Raw genomic sequence first — 16,974 nt, 5'->3', positions numbered from 1 at the left:
CAACCAGAGACGAAAGCAAGAACCCACGCTCTCTGTTCAGAGGTGTCAGAAGCCTACTCAATAAAACATTCGAAACAAGGCAGAAAAAAAGAGACCCATTAAATAATTTCATTAAAAAATAACGCATTATCAGGACCTTTAGTCATCAGGGCGTGACCGAGACGCTTTTAATCTGGGCATAGAGCCACTGGTCCGGCCGAATGCCCAGCTCATCACGCGCCCACGGCGTAATGCGCGCCCACAGTTCACTGATGCCGATGCGTAGCTTCACTTCCACCTGATCCCCGACCTCCACCAGCTCAACCACCTGCGCAGGCAGGATATTGCGGATAGAGGTGTTGTGCGGCGGTTGCAGCGCCAGCGAGACATCGGCCGAAGCAATACGGATCCGCAGTGGCGTTTTAAGCGGCTGATTAACCCGGCTGACCCAGATGTGCTGGTCACCCAGCGACAGCGCGGTCATTGGATAGTCGGGATGCTGCTCCAGCACCTGTACCCGCAGCACGCTGCTCAGCTCACTGACCGGCAGCCATGGCCGCATTGCGCTGCTGCTCCAGACCCGCTCCAGCGGACCGAACGCTTTAACTTTGCCACCATCCAGCACCAGCACGTTATCCGCCAGATGCAGGATCTCCTCAAGGCTGTGCGAAACGTAGAGCATCGGGATATCCACCTGCTTCGCCAGCTTTTGCAGATACGGCATCAGCTCGCGTTTGCGCGGCAAATCCAGCGAGGCCAGCGGCTCATCCAGCAGCAGCATATCCGGCGCGGTCAGTAATGCCCGGCCAATCGCCACCCGCTGCTTTTCCCCGCCCGACAGCGACAGCGGAAAGCGCGACAACAGCGCCTCAAGGCCCAGCAGGGAGACCAGGCTATCAAACTGAGATTTCATCTCAGGTGCCATGCCATATTGCAGGTTGCCGCGCACCCGATAGTGCGGGAACAGCCGGGCATCCTGGAAGACATAGCCAATCCGGCGCTTTTCCGGCGGCAGGGAAATCTGCTGTTCCGCGTCAAACAGCAGACGATTGTGCAACTGAATCCGGCCGCGCTGCGGCTGCGTCAGTCCGCTGATGGCGTTAATTAGCGAGGTTTTTCCGGCACCGGAGACGCCGAAAATAGCGGTGATCCCTTTGGCCGGTATCTGCAGGTCGATCTCCAGCTGATAATCGCCCTGCTGCTGGGCAAAATTGAGTGACAGCATCAGGCCCCCATTCGCTGACGACCCAGACGGGCCAGCCATTCTGACGCCAGCAGCGACGCCAGCGCCAGCACAATGGCAATCACACACAGCCGGGCGGCCGCGCCTTCCGCACCGGGCGTTTCAATCAGGCTGTACATCGCCAGCGGGATGGTGCGCGTCTCGCCGGGAATATTTGAAACAAAGGTAATGGTGGCACCAAACTCCCCCAGCGAGCGGGCGAAGGCCAGCACGGTGCCGACGATCACGCCCGGCAGGGTCAGCGGCAGGGTAATGGTGAAGAACACCCGCCAGCGACCGGCCCCCAGAGTGCGGGCGGCCTGCTCCAGCCGGATATCCACCGCCTCCAGCGCCAGCCGGATGGCGCGCACCATCAGCGGAAACGCGATCACCGCCGACGCCAGCGCCGCCCCGCGCCAGCTAAAAGCGAAGCTGAAGCCGAACCAGTCGTAGAGCTTTTCACCGATGATGCCGCGTCGTCCCAGGCCGATCAGCAGCAGATAGCCCACCACCACCGGCGGCAGCACCAGCGGCAGATGAATCAGGCTGTCGAGCAGCGTTTTGCCAGGAAAGCGGCAGCGCACCAGAATCCAGGCCATCAGGATGCCGAAAGGCAGACTGCCAGCGACGGCAATGCCAGAGACTTTCAGGCTGAGCAGAACCGCCTGCCATTCGGGATCGCTGAGTATCATTTGGTTGGTGTGAATCCGTAATGTTTAAACACGACCGCTGCTTGCGGCCCTTTCAGGTAGTTATAAAAAGCGTTAACGGCGGCATTATCGCGATCTTTAACGATCGCCATCGGATATTCCACCGGTTTGTGGCTGGAGGCCGGGAACCGCCCCACCACCTGCACCCGCTCACTGGCGACCGCATCTGAACCGTAAACAATGCCATACGGCGTTTCGTTGCGCTCCACCAGCGCCAGCGCGGCCCGCACATTGTTTGCCGGAGCCAGCGACGGTTCAACCGTCTGCCAGGCGCCCAGCTTCTGTAGCGCCTCTTTGGCGTAAATGCCGGCCGGGACATGATCCGGATCGCCAACCGCCAGACGTTCACCGTGCAGCAGCGTTTTCCAGTCAGTCTGCGGGTTCAGTTCGACCGGCTTTGCCGATGCGCTGCGCGGTGCGACCAGCACCAGATCGTTACCCAGCAGGGTGTAACGGCTGCGGTCGATGACGCTTTTTTTCGCCACCGCCTCATCCATCCACTGCTGATCGGCGGAGATAAACAGGTCGGCCGGTGCGCCCTGCTCAATCTGCCGGGCCAGCGTCGAGGAAGAAGCGAACGAAGCGACTACCGTCACCCCTTTTTCCTGCTGATAACGGCTGCCGATCTCCTGCAGAGCGTTGGTCAGTGACGCCGCCGCAAAGACCGTAATTTTATCCGCTGCCACCGCCTGACCTGCCAGGGAAGCTGTGACCAGCGCAGCTATTCCCCAGCGATAGTGTGTTAAAGACATGATGTTCTCCGGTTATTCGTTGTGTAGCGAATGATACAACGCCCTTTCCGGCAGTGTCAGAAAATTATCGGCAGTTTTAGCAGAAGGATGAGCAGAAGTTTGCGCAGCGGCAGAAAGCACCACGCCCGCCTGATTAGCGAGCGTGGTCGGGGAGATTAGTTATGCGAACGGGCTGACGATTTTTCGCGATGGCCAAATTTTGAGATGACGTTAAAGACTTCACCCAGGCCATAGATCAGACCCAGCATGATTGCCATCACGATAGGGACCATAATGATAGCCACGGCGAGGCTTTTAAGTAATTCCAGCATGGAGCGTCTCACTCTGCGAACAAAAAAGTGATTGTAACGGGTCAGCAAAAATTTGCGCAGCCCTTTTCGTGCTTTTACTTTGGCCCCGAAACGCCGCTATCATCGCGCAGATACGCCTTAACCCTTTGCCGGAGTCGCCATGCAAGCCGAACTTTCCCTCCATATTCGTTTACAGCAAAAACTGTTTGCCGATCCGCGTCGCATCGAGCTGCTGAAACGGGTACAGCAAACCGGCTCGATCAGTCAGGGCGCAAAGCTGGCGGGCATCAGTTACAAAAGCGCCTGGGATGCGATCAATGAGATGAACCAGCTGGCTGATGAGACGCTGGTGGCGCGCGCGACCGGCGGCAAAGGCGGCGGCGGTGCCACCCTGACGCGATACGGCGAGCGACTGATTCAGCTGTTTCACCTGATGGAGCAGATCCAGCAAAAAGCGTTTGATGCGCTGCAGCAGGACGCTCTGCCGCTCGACAGCCTGCTGGCCGCCATCGCCCGCTTTTCTTTACAGACCAGCGCCCGCAACCAGCTGTTTGGTACGGTGATAAGCAACGATTCGCAGCCGGTGCTGCAACATCTGCAGGTGCTACTGGCTGACGGGGTGACCCGGCTTAAGGTCGCGCTGACACAGCGCAGCGCCGATCGGCTGCAGCTGGCTGCTGGTAAAGAGGTGCTGGTGTTAATCAAAGCGCCATGGATTCAGGTGCGCCGTGACGCCGCAGACCACGATAATCAGCTGGCCGCCACCGTCAGCGCGATTGAACCCGGCGAGACGTTCAGCGAACTGTTAATGCAGTTGCCCAGCGGTGAAACCCTGTGCGCCACCCTGAGCAACGACGCGATACACCAGCAGGCGCTGCAGCCGGGCGACGTGGTGATCGCCAGTTTTAATGCTGACCAGGCGATCGTCGCGACCTTATTGTGATTTACCCCGCCTGATTTGACTTCATCGCGTCCAGTGGTTACAACTCAGTAACACGATGCAAAAAATGGAACAGATCATGGCTTCATTGCAGATTTCGCAAGGCACGTTTCGTCTTAGCGATACCCGGGTCCTGACCCTGAATCAGGTTGAGCTTCAGCGTGGCGAAAGCTGGGCTTTTGTCGGTGCCAACGGCAGCGGCAAGTCGTCGCTGGCCCGCGCCCTCTCCGGCGAACTGGCGCCGCTTGCCGGCTCGGTCAGCAGTGATTTTCAGCGTCCGACGCGGCTGTCGCTTGAGCAGTTGCAAAAGCTGGTGGCCGATGAGTGGCAGCGCAACAACACTGACCTGCTCAGCGAAGGTGAAGAGGATACCGGCCTGACCGTGGCAGAGGTGATTCAGGCGGAGGTGCAGCAGCCCGCACGCTGTGAGCAACTGGCCAGCCAGTTCGGCATCGATCACCTGCTGTCGCGCCGCTTTAAATACCTCTCTACCGGCGAAAGCCGCAAGACTCTGCTCTGTCAGGCGCTGATGCAGCAGCCGGATCTGTTGATTCTGGATGAGCCGTTTGACGGGCTGGATGTGGCGTCACGCGCCAGCCTGACCGAAACCTTACGCAGCCTGCAGCAGCCCGAATTTACCCTGGTGCTGGTGCTCAACCGGTTTGATGATATCCCTGACTATATTCAGCAAATCGGGGTGCTGGCAGAGTGTACCCTGACCCATATTGGCCCACGGCAGGCGATTTTAGCCGAAGCGCTGGTGGCGCAGCTGGCGCACAGTGAACAACTGCTGGGCATGGCGCTGCCGGAAGCCGATGCGCCGGACCAGCTGCCGTCGCTGGCCAATGATGCGCCGCGCGTGATACTGCGCAACGGCGTCGTCTCTTATCACGATCGGCCGGTGATCGACGGTCTTAGCTGGCAGGTGAATGCCGGCGAGCACTGGCAGATTATCGGTCCGAACGGGGCGGGCAAATCAACTCTGCTCAGCCTGGTTACCGGTGACCATCCGCAAGGCTACAGCAACGATCTGACGCTGTTTGGCCGCCAACGCGGCAGCGGTGAAACCATCTGGGAGATTAAGCAGCATATCGGCTATGTCAGCAGCAGCCTGCATCTCGACTATCGCGTTAGCGTCAATGTGCTCACGGTGATCCTGTCAGGCTTCTTCGATTCGATTGGTCTCTACCAGGCGGCGTCTGACCGCCAGAAGGCGCTGGCCCGGCAGTGGCTGGCGCTGCTTGGCATGACCCCTGCGCAGGCCGATGCCCCCTTCCACAGCCTTTCGTGGGGACAGCAGCGGCTGGTGTTAATTGCCCGCGCGCTGGTGAAACATCCGACGCTGCTGATCCTCGATGAGCCGCTGCAGGGACTTGATCCGATCAACCGCCAGCTGGTGCGGCGCTTTGTCGATGTGCTGATCGGCGAAGGCCGTACTCAGCTGCTGTTTGTTTCGCACCACGCCGAGGATGCACCGCAGTGCATCACGCACCGTCTGAGCTTTGTTGCCAGCGACGGAGGTTACCACTACCAGCAGCAACAGCTCGGATAATCCCGCCAGACGCCGCCCGGTCGGCGTCTGCTTTACACCCAGATGTAAGCGCTACCATTACCTTCGCCCTTTTCTGCCAGTGATGTCGACACAATGCCACTAAATGAGAATATTCAGCTTGTGTAAACGATACCATTTATCCAGACTTGATCACGCTTTCGGGCGCGCTGATGTGCTACTTTTTACCGATGCCTTTCTGGCTTTTGACGCTTACCAGGATTCCACATGGAAAAATTTAACCCGGTCGATCACCCGCATCGCCGTTACAATCCACTGATTGATCAATGGATTTTAGTTTCACCTCATCGTGCCAAACGCCCATGGCAAGGCGCGCAGGAGACGCCGGCGGTTAATACCTTGCCGGCGCACGATCCTGACTGCTTCCTGTGCGCCGGCAACACCCGCATTACCGGCGACAAAAACCCTGATTACACCGGCACCTATGTCTTTACCAATGACTTTGCTGCGCTGATGACCGACACGCCAGACGCGCCCGAGAGCGACGATCTGCTGATGCGCTGTGAAAGCGCACGCGGCACCAGCCGGGTGATCTGCTTTTCACCGGATCACAGCAAAACCCTGCCGGAGATGTCGCTCAGCGCGCTGGAAGAGGTGGTTCGCACCTGGCAGCAGCAGACCGCCGATCTCGGTCAGCACTATCCGTGGGTGCAGGTGTTTGAAAACAAAGGCGCGGCGATGGGCTGTTCTAACCCGCATCCGCACGGCCAGATTTGGGCCAACAGCTTCCTGCCCAATGAAGCACAGCGCGAAGAGGACCATCAGCGTGCTTACTTTGACCGACACGGTTCGCCGATGCTGGTCGATTATCTCGCGCGTGAGCAGCAGGATGGCAGCCGCACCGTGGTCGAAACCGATCACTGGCTGGCCGTGGTGCCATGGTGGGCGGCGTGGCCGTTCGAAACCCTGCTGCTGCCCAAAGCGCACATTAAACGCCTGACCGATCTTAATCAGGCGCAGCGCAGCGATCTGGCCAAAGCGATCAAGCTGCTGACCAGTCGCTACGACAATCTGTTCCAGTGCTCTTTCCCCTACTCGATGGGCTGGCACGGCGCGCCGTTCAACGGCGAAGCCAACGATCACTGGCAGTTGCATGCTCACTTCTATCCGCCGCTGCTGCGTTCGGCAACGGTGCGTAAATTCATGGTTGGCTATGAAATGCTGGCCGAAACCCAACGCGATTTAACGGCGGAACAGGCGGCGGAACGTCTGCGTTCTGTCAGCGACGTTCACTTCCGTGAGGCACAATAATGAGCTTAAAAACCATCACGCAGCAGGTTTTCTCTGACACCTTCGGCTATGCGCCTACCCACACCATTCAGGCACCGGGTCGCGTTAATCTGATTGGCGAACATACCGACTACAACGATGGCTTTGTGCTGCCGTGCGCCATCGACTATCAGACCGTAATCGCCTGCGCCCGTCGTGACGATCGTCAGGTTCGGGTGGTGGCGGTCGATTATGACAACGCCGAAGACAGCTTCTCGCTGGATGAAGAGATCGTCAGCCTTGAGCAGCCGATGTGGGCCAACTATGTGCGCGGCGTGGTGAAACATCTGCAACAGCGCCACGCCGATTTCGGCGGCATCGATATGGTGATCAGCGGCAATGTGCCACAGGGCGCAGGCCTGAGTTCCTCTGCCTCGCTGGAAGTGGCGGTCGGCACCGTGGTGGTGCAGCTCTATCATCTGCCGCTGGACGGCGCAGCAATTGCGGTCAACGGTCAGGAAGCTGAGAACCAGTTTGTGGGCTGTAACTGCGGCATCATGGACCAGCTGATCTCGGCGCTCGGTCAGAAAGATCACGCCATGCTGCTTGATTGCCGCACGCTAAGCACCCGCCCGGTCTCGATGCCGGAAGATATCGCGGTGGTGATCATCAACTCTAACTTCCGCCGTAGCCTGGTCGGCAGCGAGTACAACACCCGCCGCCAGCAGTGTGAAACCGGCGCGCGCTTCTTCAACAAGCCGGCGCTGCGTGACGTCGAGCTGGCTGAATTTGAGGCGGCGCAGTCGCAGTTTGATCCGCAGGTGGCGAAGCGCGTTCGTCACGTGCTGACGGAAAATGCCCGCACCCTGGAAGCAGCAGATGCGCTGACTCGCGGTGACCTGACGCGGATGGGCCAGCTGATGGCGGAATCTCACGCCTCAATGCGTGATGATTTCGAGATCACCGTGCCGCCGATCGATACGCTGGTGGAGATTGTTAAAGCCCAAATCGGCGAGCGCGGCGGTGTGCGCATGACCGGCGGCGGCTTTGGCGGCTGTATCGTGGCGCTGATGCCGCTCGATCTGGTCGATCAGGTGAAAGCTGCGGTGGCGGAGCAGTATGAAGCGCAGACCGGCATCAAAGAGACCTTCTACGTCTGTAAAGCCTCAGTGGGAGCAGGCCCATGTTAAACGACGTCAATTCTCACGCGCCGGACGGCCAGCCGTGGCGCATCACCGTGTTGCGTAATGCGAACGGCATGCTGGTGACCTTTATGGACTGGGGCGCAACCTGGCTGTCGGCCCGTGTTCCGATGCAGGATGGCACGGTGCGTGAGGCGCTGCTCGGCTGCGCTACACCGTCAGATTACCTGCATCAGGATGCCTACCTGGGTGCCACGGTCGGACGCTACGCCAACCGTATCGCCGGGGCGAAGCTGAATAAAATCAACCGGCAGCTGGCGGCCAATCAGGGTCCGCATCAGCTGCACGGCGGCCCGGAAGGGTTTGATAAGCGCCGCTGGCAGATCGTCAGCCAGTCGGAAACTGAGGTGCACTATCGGCTGGATTCACCCGATGGTGATCAGGGTTATCCGGGCAATCTGATCGCCGATCTGCGCTATCAGCTGGATGACGATAACTGCCTGAGCATTCAGTATGAGGCGCGCTGCGATCGGGCCTGTCCGGTCAACCTGACCAACCATGCTTACTTTAACCTTGATGCGCATCATGGCGACGCGCGTCAGCATCGCTTACAACTGCATGCCGACAGTTATCTGCCGGTCGACAGCGAAGGTATTCCGAACGCGCCGCTGAAAGCGGTGGCGGGCACCAGTTTCGATTTTCGTCAGGCCAAACCGGTGGCGCAGGATTTCCTCACCGACGACGATCAGCGTGCGGTGAAGGGCTATGACCACGCGTTTCTGCTGAACAGCGCCGGCGACGCCAGTCAGCCCGCGGCGGAACTCTGGTCAGAAGATGGCAAACTGCAGCTCAGTGTCACCACCTCGGCACCGGCGCTGCAGTTCTATTCGGCTAACTATCTGGCAGGGACCCGTGCTCGTGAGCAGGAGAGCTATACTGCTTTTCAGGGCATTGCGCTGGAGAGTGAGTTTTTGCCGGACTCGCCTAATCATGCGGAATGGCCGCAGGCCGATTGCTGGCTGCAGCCGGGAGATCGCTGGGAATCGGTGACGCGTTATCGCTTCACGCCGCGCTGAGTCACCGGCTGAAAAACGCGCAGTGCGTTACCGACAGGCTTACGCGCTGCCCGCTTTTCCGTTATGGTATGGCGCAATTGGCTCGTTGAACGGGCTGGCAGCAGCAGGTTTCCATTCTCACAGAAACATCACAGTATTAAGGAGTTAAGCTATGGCTGTAACTAAGCTGGTTCTGGTGCGACACGGCGAAAGCCAGTGGAACAACGAAAACCGCTTTACCGGTTGGTATGATGTTGACCTTTCTGAAAAAGGTCGTGGCGAAGCCAAATCAGCGGGTCAACTGCTGAAGAAAGAAGGCTTTGTTTTTGATTTTGCTTACACCTCAGTACTGAAGCGCGCTATCCACACCCTGTGGAACGTGCTGGATGAGCTGGATCAGGCCTGGCTGCCGGTCGAAAAAACCTGGCGTCTGAACGAGCGTCACTACGGTGCGCTGCAGGGCCTGGATAAAGCAGAAACCGCCGCTAAGTATGGTGATGAGCAGGTTAAGCAATGGCGTCGCGGCTTTGCCGTTACTCCACCAGAACTGGACCGCTCTGATGAGCGTTTCCCTGGCCACGATCCTCGCTATGCGTCACTGACGCCTGAGCAGCTGCCGACCACTGAGAGCCTGGCACTGACCATCGATCGTGTGATCCCTTACTGGAATGACACCATTCTGCCGCGCATCAAAAGCGGTGAGAAAGTGATTATCGCCGCCCACGGCAACTCACTGCGTGCGCTGGTGAAATACCTGGATAACCTGAGCGAAGATGAGATCCTCGAACTGAACATCCCAACCGGCGTGCCGCTGGTGTATGAGTTCGATGAAAACTTCAAACCGCTGAAGCGTTACTACCTGGGTGATGCCGACGAGATCGCAGCGAAAGCCGCGGCCGTCGCTAACCAGGGTAAAGCCAAATAATTTTGTGCTAAAACGCAAAAAGGCCAGACGCGAGTCTGGCCTTTTTTATGCGCGCTGCCTTCAGCCGCGACGCTGTTTTACCGCTGCCGCTAACTGGCGTAACACTTTATCGGTGTCATCCCAGCCGATGCAGGCATCAGTGATGCTCTGGCCGTAGACCAGCGGCTCACCGCTCTCCAGGCTCTGGTTGCCTTCCACCAGATGGCTTTCAATCATCACGCCGATAATCGCCCGCTCACCGTTGATCATCTGCTGCGCCACATCGTCCGCTACCTGCATCTGCTTCTGGAACTGCTTGCTGCTGTTAGCGTGGCTGAAGTCGATCATCACCTGCTGCGGCAGACCGGCTTTCGCCAGTCCGGCTTTGACCTCGCTGACGTGCTGCGCACTGTAGTTTGGCTCTTTGCCACCGCGCAGAATGATGTGGCAATCGGCGTTACCGCTGGTTTCGACAATCGCCGAATGGCCATATTTGGTGACCGACAGGAAGCAGTGCGGTGAACCGGCGGCGTTGATGGCGTCGATAGCCACTTTGATGGTGCCGTCGGTGCCATTTTTGAAGCCCACCGGACAGGAGAGTCCCGACGCCAGCTCACGGTGAACCTGTGACTCGGTGGTACGGGCACCAATCGCCCCCCAGCTCATCAGATCGGCCACGTATTGCGGAGTGATCATATCCAGAAACTCGCCCGCCGCCGGTAAGCCGCTGTCGTTGATGTCCAGCAGCAGTTTACGCGCCAGACGCAGGCCGTCGTTCAGCTGGAAGCTGCCGTCCATGTAGGGATCGTTGATCAGCCCTTTCCAGCCCACCGTGGTGCGGGGCTTTTCAAAATAGACCCGCATCACGATTTCCAGCTCGCCTTTCAGCTCATTGCGCAGCGTCAGCAGGCGGGCGGCGTACTCTTTTGCCGCTTCGGTGTCATGAATCGAGCACGGACCGATCACCACCAGCAGGCGATCGTCCTGCCCCTGCAAAATCTGGTGAATCGCCTGACGGGCCTGCGAAACGGTTTCTGCCGCCCGATCGGTTGCCGGAAATTTCTCGAATAGCGCTACCGGCGGTAACAGTTCTTTAATCTCTTTGATGCGTAAATCATCGTTCTGGTAATTCATACTGATTCCATATTATTTCTGGCCCAGCGCGCGCCGGGCACAACCCGTCCAATGTAGCCCGAAGCGCCAGGGGTGTAAATTCCCGCTGCGGGTTAAATGTGGCGGTTAAATGTGCGGGTGATATTTGCATTAATCGGGTAAGCGTCTAGACTTTTTAATGGTAAGCACTGAGGAATGGACTGCTTACATGATTAAATCACCCTGTTTAAGCCAACCGGCGAATTTTATTTCGTCAGGGACCCTTTTATCCAAAAACTGCACCTCTGGGCTTGAAGCAGCAACTTGATTAATTAACGGGAGCATAATGATGAAAAAGTTTGCCTTACTCTTTTTAACAGCAGCGATGACTCTGAGCAGCGGCGCGGCCATGGCGGCGAGCAACAACAATGGTACGGCTAACCAGGCTGCCGATGCGGGCGCAGCGGCGGGCGGTGCAAAAGAAAATCTGCCACCGAATAACGTTGATAACAGCAATATTAATAATACCGGCACCAACACCAATCCGGCGACTTCTGGCAGCAACACCAGCAGCGGCAATATGTCTGCAAATGAAATTGACCAGAATAGTCAGTGTAAAGACGGCAAATGCCCGAACATTAATAAGAAAGTACAGACTAAAGAAGGTGGCGGTGAGGTTAATACCAAGACCGACGGCACTTCGCAGTAATTCTGTCCGATCAGGAGAGCCTCTGCTCTCCTGTGTTTTTCTCCCCTCCTCTCTTCTCTTCCGCTATGCTGAGCCGGTGAAATTAACAGGGAAACGTTCATGGCCGCATTGCTTCTGATTGATGATCATCCACTGGTCGAGGTTGCCCTTGAGGCTGCACTGACCCGATCGCCGATTCCGGTTACGCTCTACTCCGCCAGCAGCGAACAGGCGGCGCGCGCCTTTCTGTCATTACCGCTGGATATTATCGTGCTGGATATTGGCCTGCCGGATGGTGACGGGCTGGAAATTCTGCGTCGCCTGAAAATTCATCTGCCGGATTGCCCGGTGCTGATCTACTCGGCCCAGCAAACCCATCACACTATGCGACGCGCGCAGGCGCTAGGTGCGGCAGGCTATGTAGTGAAAAGTCAGCGGATGGAGCAGTTACTCAGCGCCATTCTGGCGGTACTGGGTGGCCACACCGCCTTTCCCGCCATTGAAGATCGCCCTGAGCTGCCACTGACTCAGAAAGAGCGTCAGGTGCTGGCGTTACTGGCCAGCGGTTTATCCAATCTGCAAATCGCCGAGCAGCTGCACATCAGCAACAAAACCGTCAGCACCCATAAAAAGAATATTCTGGAAAAAACCGGCGCCCGTTCGGTGGTGGAACTGGCCGACCTGTGGAAGGCGCAGCAGTGAAATACTGGCTGCTGATTTTGCTGTTATTGTGGGGCGGAGCCGGGGCGGAAGTCCGTCCGGTCAGCAGCGTTAACCTGCCGATGATGCTGCCGGTGAATCGCGCTGAAACCATGCAGGGTCGGATGCTGCGCGTCGGCCTGCTGGAAGAGAATAACGCGCCGTGGGCGATGCGCATCGGCAACGACCTCTACGGCATCAATGCCGATTATCTCTCGGCGCTGCGCCAGCTGACCGGCGCCCAGTTCAGCCTGACGCTGTATGCCGACCAGGCACACCTGCTGCAGGCGCTGAACGATGGCCAGATCGACTTCGCCCTCGGCATGCTGGCCGCACCGTTACCGGACGGCATCCTCAGCAGTGATAACTGGTTCAGCAGCCCGCTGCGCATCTACCGTAATCAGCAGAATCAGCGCGCGGTGATGTTTAACAGCCAGAATGCCCAGCTGGCGATCGGTGACACAACGCTGGCACAGCTGCCGCCGGCGCTGGCGGCGCGTCATCACTGGCGGCGATACAGCAGCGACCTGCAGGCCCTTTACACCCTGCTCAATCAGCAGAACGATTACGTGGTGGCGGATGAAACCAGCGCCGGCTTTCTGTTGAGCCAGCTGCAACAGGGTCAGATTTATCAGATCGCCTCGCGGATAGAGGCCGGACAGGTCAACCTGCGTGCGGTCAGCCGCGATCCGCAGCTGATTGGCTGGATTAATCAGAGTCTGCGCCAGCTGCCCGCCGAACTGATGAGTACCCTTCAGGCGCGCTGGAGCAGCACTCTGCCGCGCTATCAGGATACCCAGACGCTGATGCTCAGCCCGGATGAGCGGGCGTGGATTGCCGCCCATCCGCGCGTGCTCTACACCGCCGAGCCGGATAACTATCCGTGGAGCTATCGTGACAGCACCGGCACGGCGCGCGGCTATGGCGTAGAACTGCTGAAAGTGATTGCCCAGAGTACCGGGCTGCAATTTGAGCCGGTGTGGGTCAGTAATCCCCGCCAGGCCGCCACGCTGCTCGGTCAGCAGCAGGCGATGCTGCAGCTGATGCAACCGCTTAACGGCGATGCCATGCAGAGCACCTCACTGCCGGTATGGCGCGCGCTGTGGGGGATCTACAGCATCCAGCCTGATACCCTGACCCAGTGGCGCGACCTGCGCGGTAAACGGGTCGGGGTGCTGCAGGACGATCTGGCGCAGCGCCTGCTGCCTGACGATTTGCAGCCGCAGCGCTTTGCCGACCGCAGCAGTTTGTATGATGCGCTGGCTAAAGGACAAATCGATGCGCTGGTCGATAATGTGCTCTCGGCCCGCTGGCGCATCGCCAGCCGCAACGACGTACGTATCCATCTTGCCTTTGCCGCCAGCGATATTGCCTGGCCGATCGCGCTGGGGGTTACACCAGACCAGCCGGTGCTGCGTGCGCTACTGGATCGGGCGCTGCAGCAGATCCCGGCAGAAACCCAGAGTCAGATGCGCGACAGCTGGTCGACGCCACCGCAGCCGGGCAGCGTGATGGTGATGCGCTCTTTACCGATGATGGTGTTGGGCGTTGCCGGAGCGGCGATCGCCTTGCTGCTGCTGTTACTGGCCCGCCGTTACTGGCAACAGCGCCGTGAACGTCAGCAGCGCGAGCAGGCCGAGCGCGCCAATGCGATGAAAAGTCAGTTTCTGGCGACCGTCAGCCACGAGCTGCGCACCCCGATGCAGGCGATCCTCGGACTGCTGGAGCTGGAAAAACAGCAGCACAGCAGCCAGAATCTGACGCTGCTGCACAGCAGCGCGCAGTCATTGCTGACCCTGCTTAATGACCTGCAGGATCACGCGCGGATTGAGAGCAACAGCTTCACCCTGTCGCCGCGTCCGCTGGCGCTGCCGCAGTGGCTCGATCAGCAGCAGCATTTTTACCATCCGTTAATGCGCGCTGACGGACCGCGGCTGGTGGTTGACGCGCTGACGCCATTGCCTGAGGCGATCCTGATCGATGCCGATCGCCTGCAGCAGGTGGTGAATAATCTGATGACCAATGCGCTGAAGTTTACCCGCCACGGTGAGATTCGCCTGACTCTGGCAGCCCGGCAGCAGCTGGAGCTGACGGTCAGCGACAGCGGCAGCGGTATTCCAGCTGATGAGCAGCAGAAACTGTTCGATCCGTGGTACCAGGCGCCGTCCGGCCGATCGGTTTCGGTGCAGGGCAGCGGTCTTGGACTGTTTATCTGCCGTGAGATGGTGCTGCGCATGGGAGGCGATATCCGGCTCCGCTCTCAGCCCGGCCACGGCACTCAGGTGACCGTCACACTGCCGCTGCACCCCTGCGAACCGGTCAGCCACAGCAGTGAGGCCCCCCTGCCCGGTTATCCCCAGCTGCGCGTGGCGATTGTGGATGATCATCCCACCAATCTGCTGGTGATGCAGCAGCAGCTGGCGCGCTTTGCTATCCAGGCTGACATCTTCGAACAGGGACGCGATCTGTTGCGGGCCGATGCGCATCAGCCCTATGACCTGCTGTTTATCGACCAGATGATGCCGCGCCCTGACGGTACGCTGCTGCTGCGGCTGCTGCGCCGTCGTGACCGCCAGCGTGGCCGCCAGGCGATGCGGGTGCTCTGTTCAGCCGACGCCCAGCTGCTGACACAACAGCTGGCGGCGGGCGAACGGGTGCTGATCAAACCGGTGCAGTTATCCGACCTCAGCGCGCTACTGGCCGAGTGGCAGGCCGATCCGCTGGCGGCGCTGGATGACAATCTGCTGCGGCTGGCGCAGCACAACGACAGGTTTCTCGGCCGCCTGAGCCAGACGCTGCGCGACACGGTGAGCCAGGATCTGGCGCGGCTCACCACCGCGCGCGAGCAGTCGGACCCGCACGGATTAGCGGAAGCCGCTCACCGGATGAAAGGCAGCTGGTTACTGGTGGGACTGGAGGAAGGCGCGCAGCTTAGTCAGCAGCTGGCGGAACAGGCAAAACAGCATCAGGACACGTCTGAAACGTGGCGATTACTGATATTATTGACTAACAGGTTACTGAAAAAACTGGATTCTTATGGCACACACCCACACTCATAGCGGGCAGGATAGCAATCGCACCCGTCTGGCGGCCGCGTTTGGCGTCACCACTCTGTTTATGGTCGCCGAAGTGATTGGCGGCTGGCTGTCTGGTTCGCTGGCGCTGCTGGCCGATGCCGGTCATATGCTGACCGATGCCGCCGCGCTGCTGATGGCGCTACTGGCGGTGCAGTTTGCTCGCCGTAAACCCAATGCCCGACATACCTTTGGCCTGCTTCGCCTGACCACGCTGGCCGCGTTTGTCAATGCGCTGGCCCTGCTGGCGATTACCGCGTTGATCGTCTGGGAAGCGCTGCGTCGTTTTGCCGATCCGCAACCGGTGACCGGCGGACTGATGCTGGGTGTCGCAATCGCGGGCCTGCTGGCGAATATCCTGTCGTTCTGGTTGCTGCATCACGGCAGCGGAGAGAAGAATCTGAACGTGCGCGCCGCGGCGCTGCATGTGATGGGCGATCTGCTGGGGTCGGTGGGCGCTATCGTGGCGGCGGTGATTATTATGCTGACCGGCTGGACGCCGATTGACCCGATCCTGTCGCTGCTGGTGTCGCTGCTGGTGCTGCGCAGCGCCTGGGCGCTGTTGCGCGAAAGCCTGCAGGAGTTACTGGAAGGCGCGCCGCGTTCGCTGGACGTCACCCGACTGATCCGCGATCTGACGCTCAATATTGCCGAAGTGCGAAATGTGCATCATGTTCATCTGTGGCAGGTCGGTGAGAAACCGCTGCTGACGCTGCACGTGCAGGTGATCCCGCCTTACGATCATGACGCGCTGCTGCACCGTATTCATGATTATCTGCAGCAGCACTATCAGATTGCGCACGCCACCGTGCAGATGGAGTACCAGCCGTGTGCCGGTGCCGAGTGTGAACTCGGCATCAACAGTGGCTCAGCAGCCGGTCACGTCCATCATGACCACAGTCACGCACCGGGTGAGCATCACGCTCACTAAGACGACAGCGCGCGGGAACCCTGTTGCCGCGCGCTGCGAATCCACATCCGTGAACCGTTTAGCGCAATCAGCGTCAGAATCACATATTCCAGCGACATCGCATACACGCCCTGGCGCGCAAAGATCATCACGCTAATCACGTTGATGATCACCCACAGCAGCCAGTTCTCGACATATTTGCGCGTCATCAGGATCATCGCCGCAATCGACAGCACCATCATGCAGGAATCCCAGAACGGGAACGCATCCGGTTGCAGCGCTGGCATCGCAACCGCCAGTCCGAGACCGTTCAGCAACGTGACCGCCGCCCGCGTCAACAGCGCAAACACCGGATCGATGTAGCGCGTCATCAGCGCAATCGCGATGATACAGCCGGCTGCCCAGGCCAGTGCTTTGGGTAACGGCAGCCAGCGAATCTTCAGCGCCGCCTGATGGTCATCCGTCTGCCGACTCCAGGCGTACCAGCCATAGAGATTGGCGACGAAAAAGAACAGCTGCAACAGCAGGCTGGCGTAGAGCTGGATTTGAAAGAAGATCACCGCAAACAGCGTGACGTTAATCAGGCCAAACGGATAATTGACGATCTTTTCCAGGCTGGCGAGCCAGATGCAGAGCAAACCCGCCAGCGTGCCAATCGCCTCAATCCACGAGAGGTCGTAACCGCCCGCACCAAGCGGAATATGCAGCAGGATATTGTGCGTGCTGAAGAAGTCCATG

16 protein-coding genes are annotated in these 16,974 nt (G+C 59.0%); 10 read left to right on the top strand and 6 right to left on the bottom strand.

From position 1 onward, the window contains the following. Nucleotides 1-145: 145 nt before the first annotated feature. From modC to AC6I8D_RS05785, 4 genes are all read right to left on the bottom strand, one after another. Nucleotides 146-1,204: a molybdenum ABC transporter ATP-binding protein ModC gene (gene modC, locus AC6I8D_RS05800; protein ID WP_497819774.1), complete on the bottom strand. Its 1,059-nt coding sequence runs from the start codon at nt 1,202-1,204 to the stop codon at nt 146-148. Further along, entirely contained in the window at nt 1,204-1,893 is a 690-nt protein-coding gene (gene modB, locus AC6I8D_RS05795) for a molybdate ABC transporter permease subunit (RefSeq protein WP_497819773.1), read from the bottom strand. Before modB ends, modC begins: the two co-directional genes overlap by 1 nt. Further along, the gene (modA, locus tag AC6I8D_RS05790) at nt 1,890-2,663 is read right to left on the bottom strand and encodes a molybdate ABC transporter substrate-binding protein (RefSeq protein WP_497819772.1); all 774 of its coding nucleotides are present in this window, start codon (nt 2,661-2,663) and stop codon (nt 1,890-1,892) included. Before modA ends, modB begins: the two co-directional genes overlap by 4 nt. 155 nt (nt 2,664-2,818) lie before the next feature. After that, nucleotides 2,819-2,974 carry an AcrZ family multidrug efflux pump-associated protein gene (locus AC6I8D_RS05785; RefSeq protein WP_031376840.1) on the bottom strand — a complete coding sequence of 52 codons (156 nt, stop codon included), beginning with the start codon at nt 2,972-2,974 and terminating at the stop codon, nt 2,819-2,821. A 139-nt stretch (nt 2,975-3,113) separates the two neighbouring features. On the opposite strand from AC6I8D_RS05785, the gene modE reads away from it, so the two are divergent. From modE to gpmA, 6 genes are all read left to right on the top strand, one after another. Further along, on the top strand, nt 3,114-3,896 hold the full coding sequence (gene modE, locus AC6I8D_RS05780) for a molybdenum-dependent transcriptional regulator (protein WP_497819771.1): 783 nt from the start codon (nt 3,114-3,116) through the stop codon (nt 3,894-3,896). A 76-nt stretch (nt 3,897-3,972) separates the two neighbouring features. Then, nucleotides 3,973-5,445: a molybdate ABC transporter ATP-binding protein ModF gene (gene modF / locus AC6I8D_RS05775; protein WP_497819770.1), complete on the top strand. Its 1,473-nt coding sequence runs from the start codon at nt 3,973-3,975 to the stop codon at nt 5,443-5,445. Nucleotides 5,446-5,670: 225 nt separating this feature from the next. After that, nucleotides 5,671-6,714 (top strand): galactose-1-phosphate uridylyltransferase, encoded by a 1,044-nt coding sequence (galT, locus tag AC6I8D_RS05770; RefSeq protein ID WP_497819769.1) that lies wholly within the window; start codon nt 5,671-5,673, stop codon nt 6,712-6,714. After that, a complete protein-coding gene (gene galK / locus AC6I8D_RS05765) occupies nt 6,714-7,862 on the top strand; it encodes a galactokinase (RefSeq protein WP_497819768.1) in 1,149 nt (382 codons plus the stop codon). The genes galT and galK overlap by 1 nt, the downstream gene beginning before the upstream one ends. Further along, nucleotides 7,856-8,890: a galactose-1-epimerase gene (gene galM / locus AC6I8D_RS05760; RefSeq protein WP_312052967.1), complete on the top strand. Its 1,035-nt coding sequence runs from the start codon at nt 7,856-7,858 to the stop codon at nt 8,888-8,890. The genes galK and galM overlap by 7 nt, the downstream gene beginning before the upstream one ends. Nucleotides 8,891-9,041: 151 nt before the next feature. After that, nucleotides 9,042-9,794, top strand: coding sequence for a 2,3-diphosphoglycerate-dependent phosphoglycerate mutase (gpmA, locus tag AC6I8D_RS05755; protein ID WP_089561134.1), 753 nt, complete (start codon nt 9,042-9,044; stop codon nt 9,792-9,794). 60 nt (nt 9,795-9,854) lie between these two features. Here the strand turns inward: gpmA and aroG are convergent, their stop codons facing one another. Further along, nucleotides 9,855-10,907, bottom strand: coding sequence for a 3-deoxy-7-phosphoheptulonate synthase AroG (gene aroG, locus AC6I8D_RS05750; protein ID WP_312052969.1), 1,053 nt, complete (start codon nt 10,905-10,907; stop codon nt 9,855-9,857). Between the two features lie 304 nt (nt 10,908-11,211). Between aroG and AC6I8D_RS05745 the strand changes: the two genes are divergently transcribed. From AC6I8D_RS05745 to zitB, 4 genes are all read left to right on the top strand, one after another. Then, nucleotides 11,212-11,574: a YbgS-like family protein gene (locus tag AC6I8D_RS05745; protein ID WP_312052971.1), complete on the top strand. Its 363-nt coding sequence runs from the start codon at nt 11,212-11,214 to the stop codon at nt 11,572-11,574. Nucleotides 11,575-11,673: 99 nt separating this feature from the next. Then, complete coding sequence (locus AC6I8D_RS05740; protein ID WP_312052973.1) at nt 11,674-12,255, top strand: LuxR C-terminal-related transcriptional regulator; 582 nt, start codon at nt 11,674-11,676, stop codon at nt 12,253-12,255. Further along, nucleotides 12,237-15,311, top strand: coding sequence for a hybrid sensor histidine kinase/response regulator (locus AC6I8D_RS05735; protein WP_497819767.1), 3,075 nt, complete (start codon nt 12,237-12,239; stop codon nt 15,309-15,311). The genes AC6I8D_RS05740 and AC6I8D_RS05735 overlap by 19 nt, the downstream gene beginning before the upstream one ends. Then, nucleotides 15,289-16,257: a CDF family zinc transporter ZitB gene (gene zitB, locus AC6I8D_RS05730; protein WP_312052976.1), complete on the top strand. Its 969-nt coding sequence runs from the start codon at nt 15,289-15,291 to the stop codon at nt 16,255-16,257. The genes AC6I8D_RS05735 and zitB overlap by 23 nt, the downstream gene beginning before the upstream one ends. On the opposite strand, the gene pnuC is transcribed toward zitB, so the two are convergent. Then, nucleotides 16,254-16,973, bottom strand: coding sequence for a nicotinamide riboside transporter PnuC (gene pnuC, locus AC6I8D_RS05725; protein ID WP_312052977.1), 720 nt, complete (start codon nt 16,971-16,973; stop codon nt 16,254-16,256). The genes zitB and pnuC overlap by 4 nt on opposite strands. Nucleotide 16,974: the final 1 nt, after the last annotated feature.

It is taken from the genome of Pantoea sp. X-Soil-MYKO-1785 (assembly GCF_059730675.1).
The sequence above is the reverse complement of the archived record's forward strand: the minus strand, read 5'-3'. Positions and strand labels throughout refer to the sequence as shown.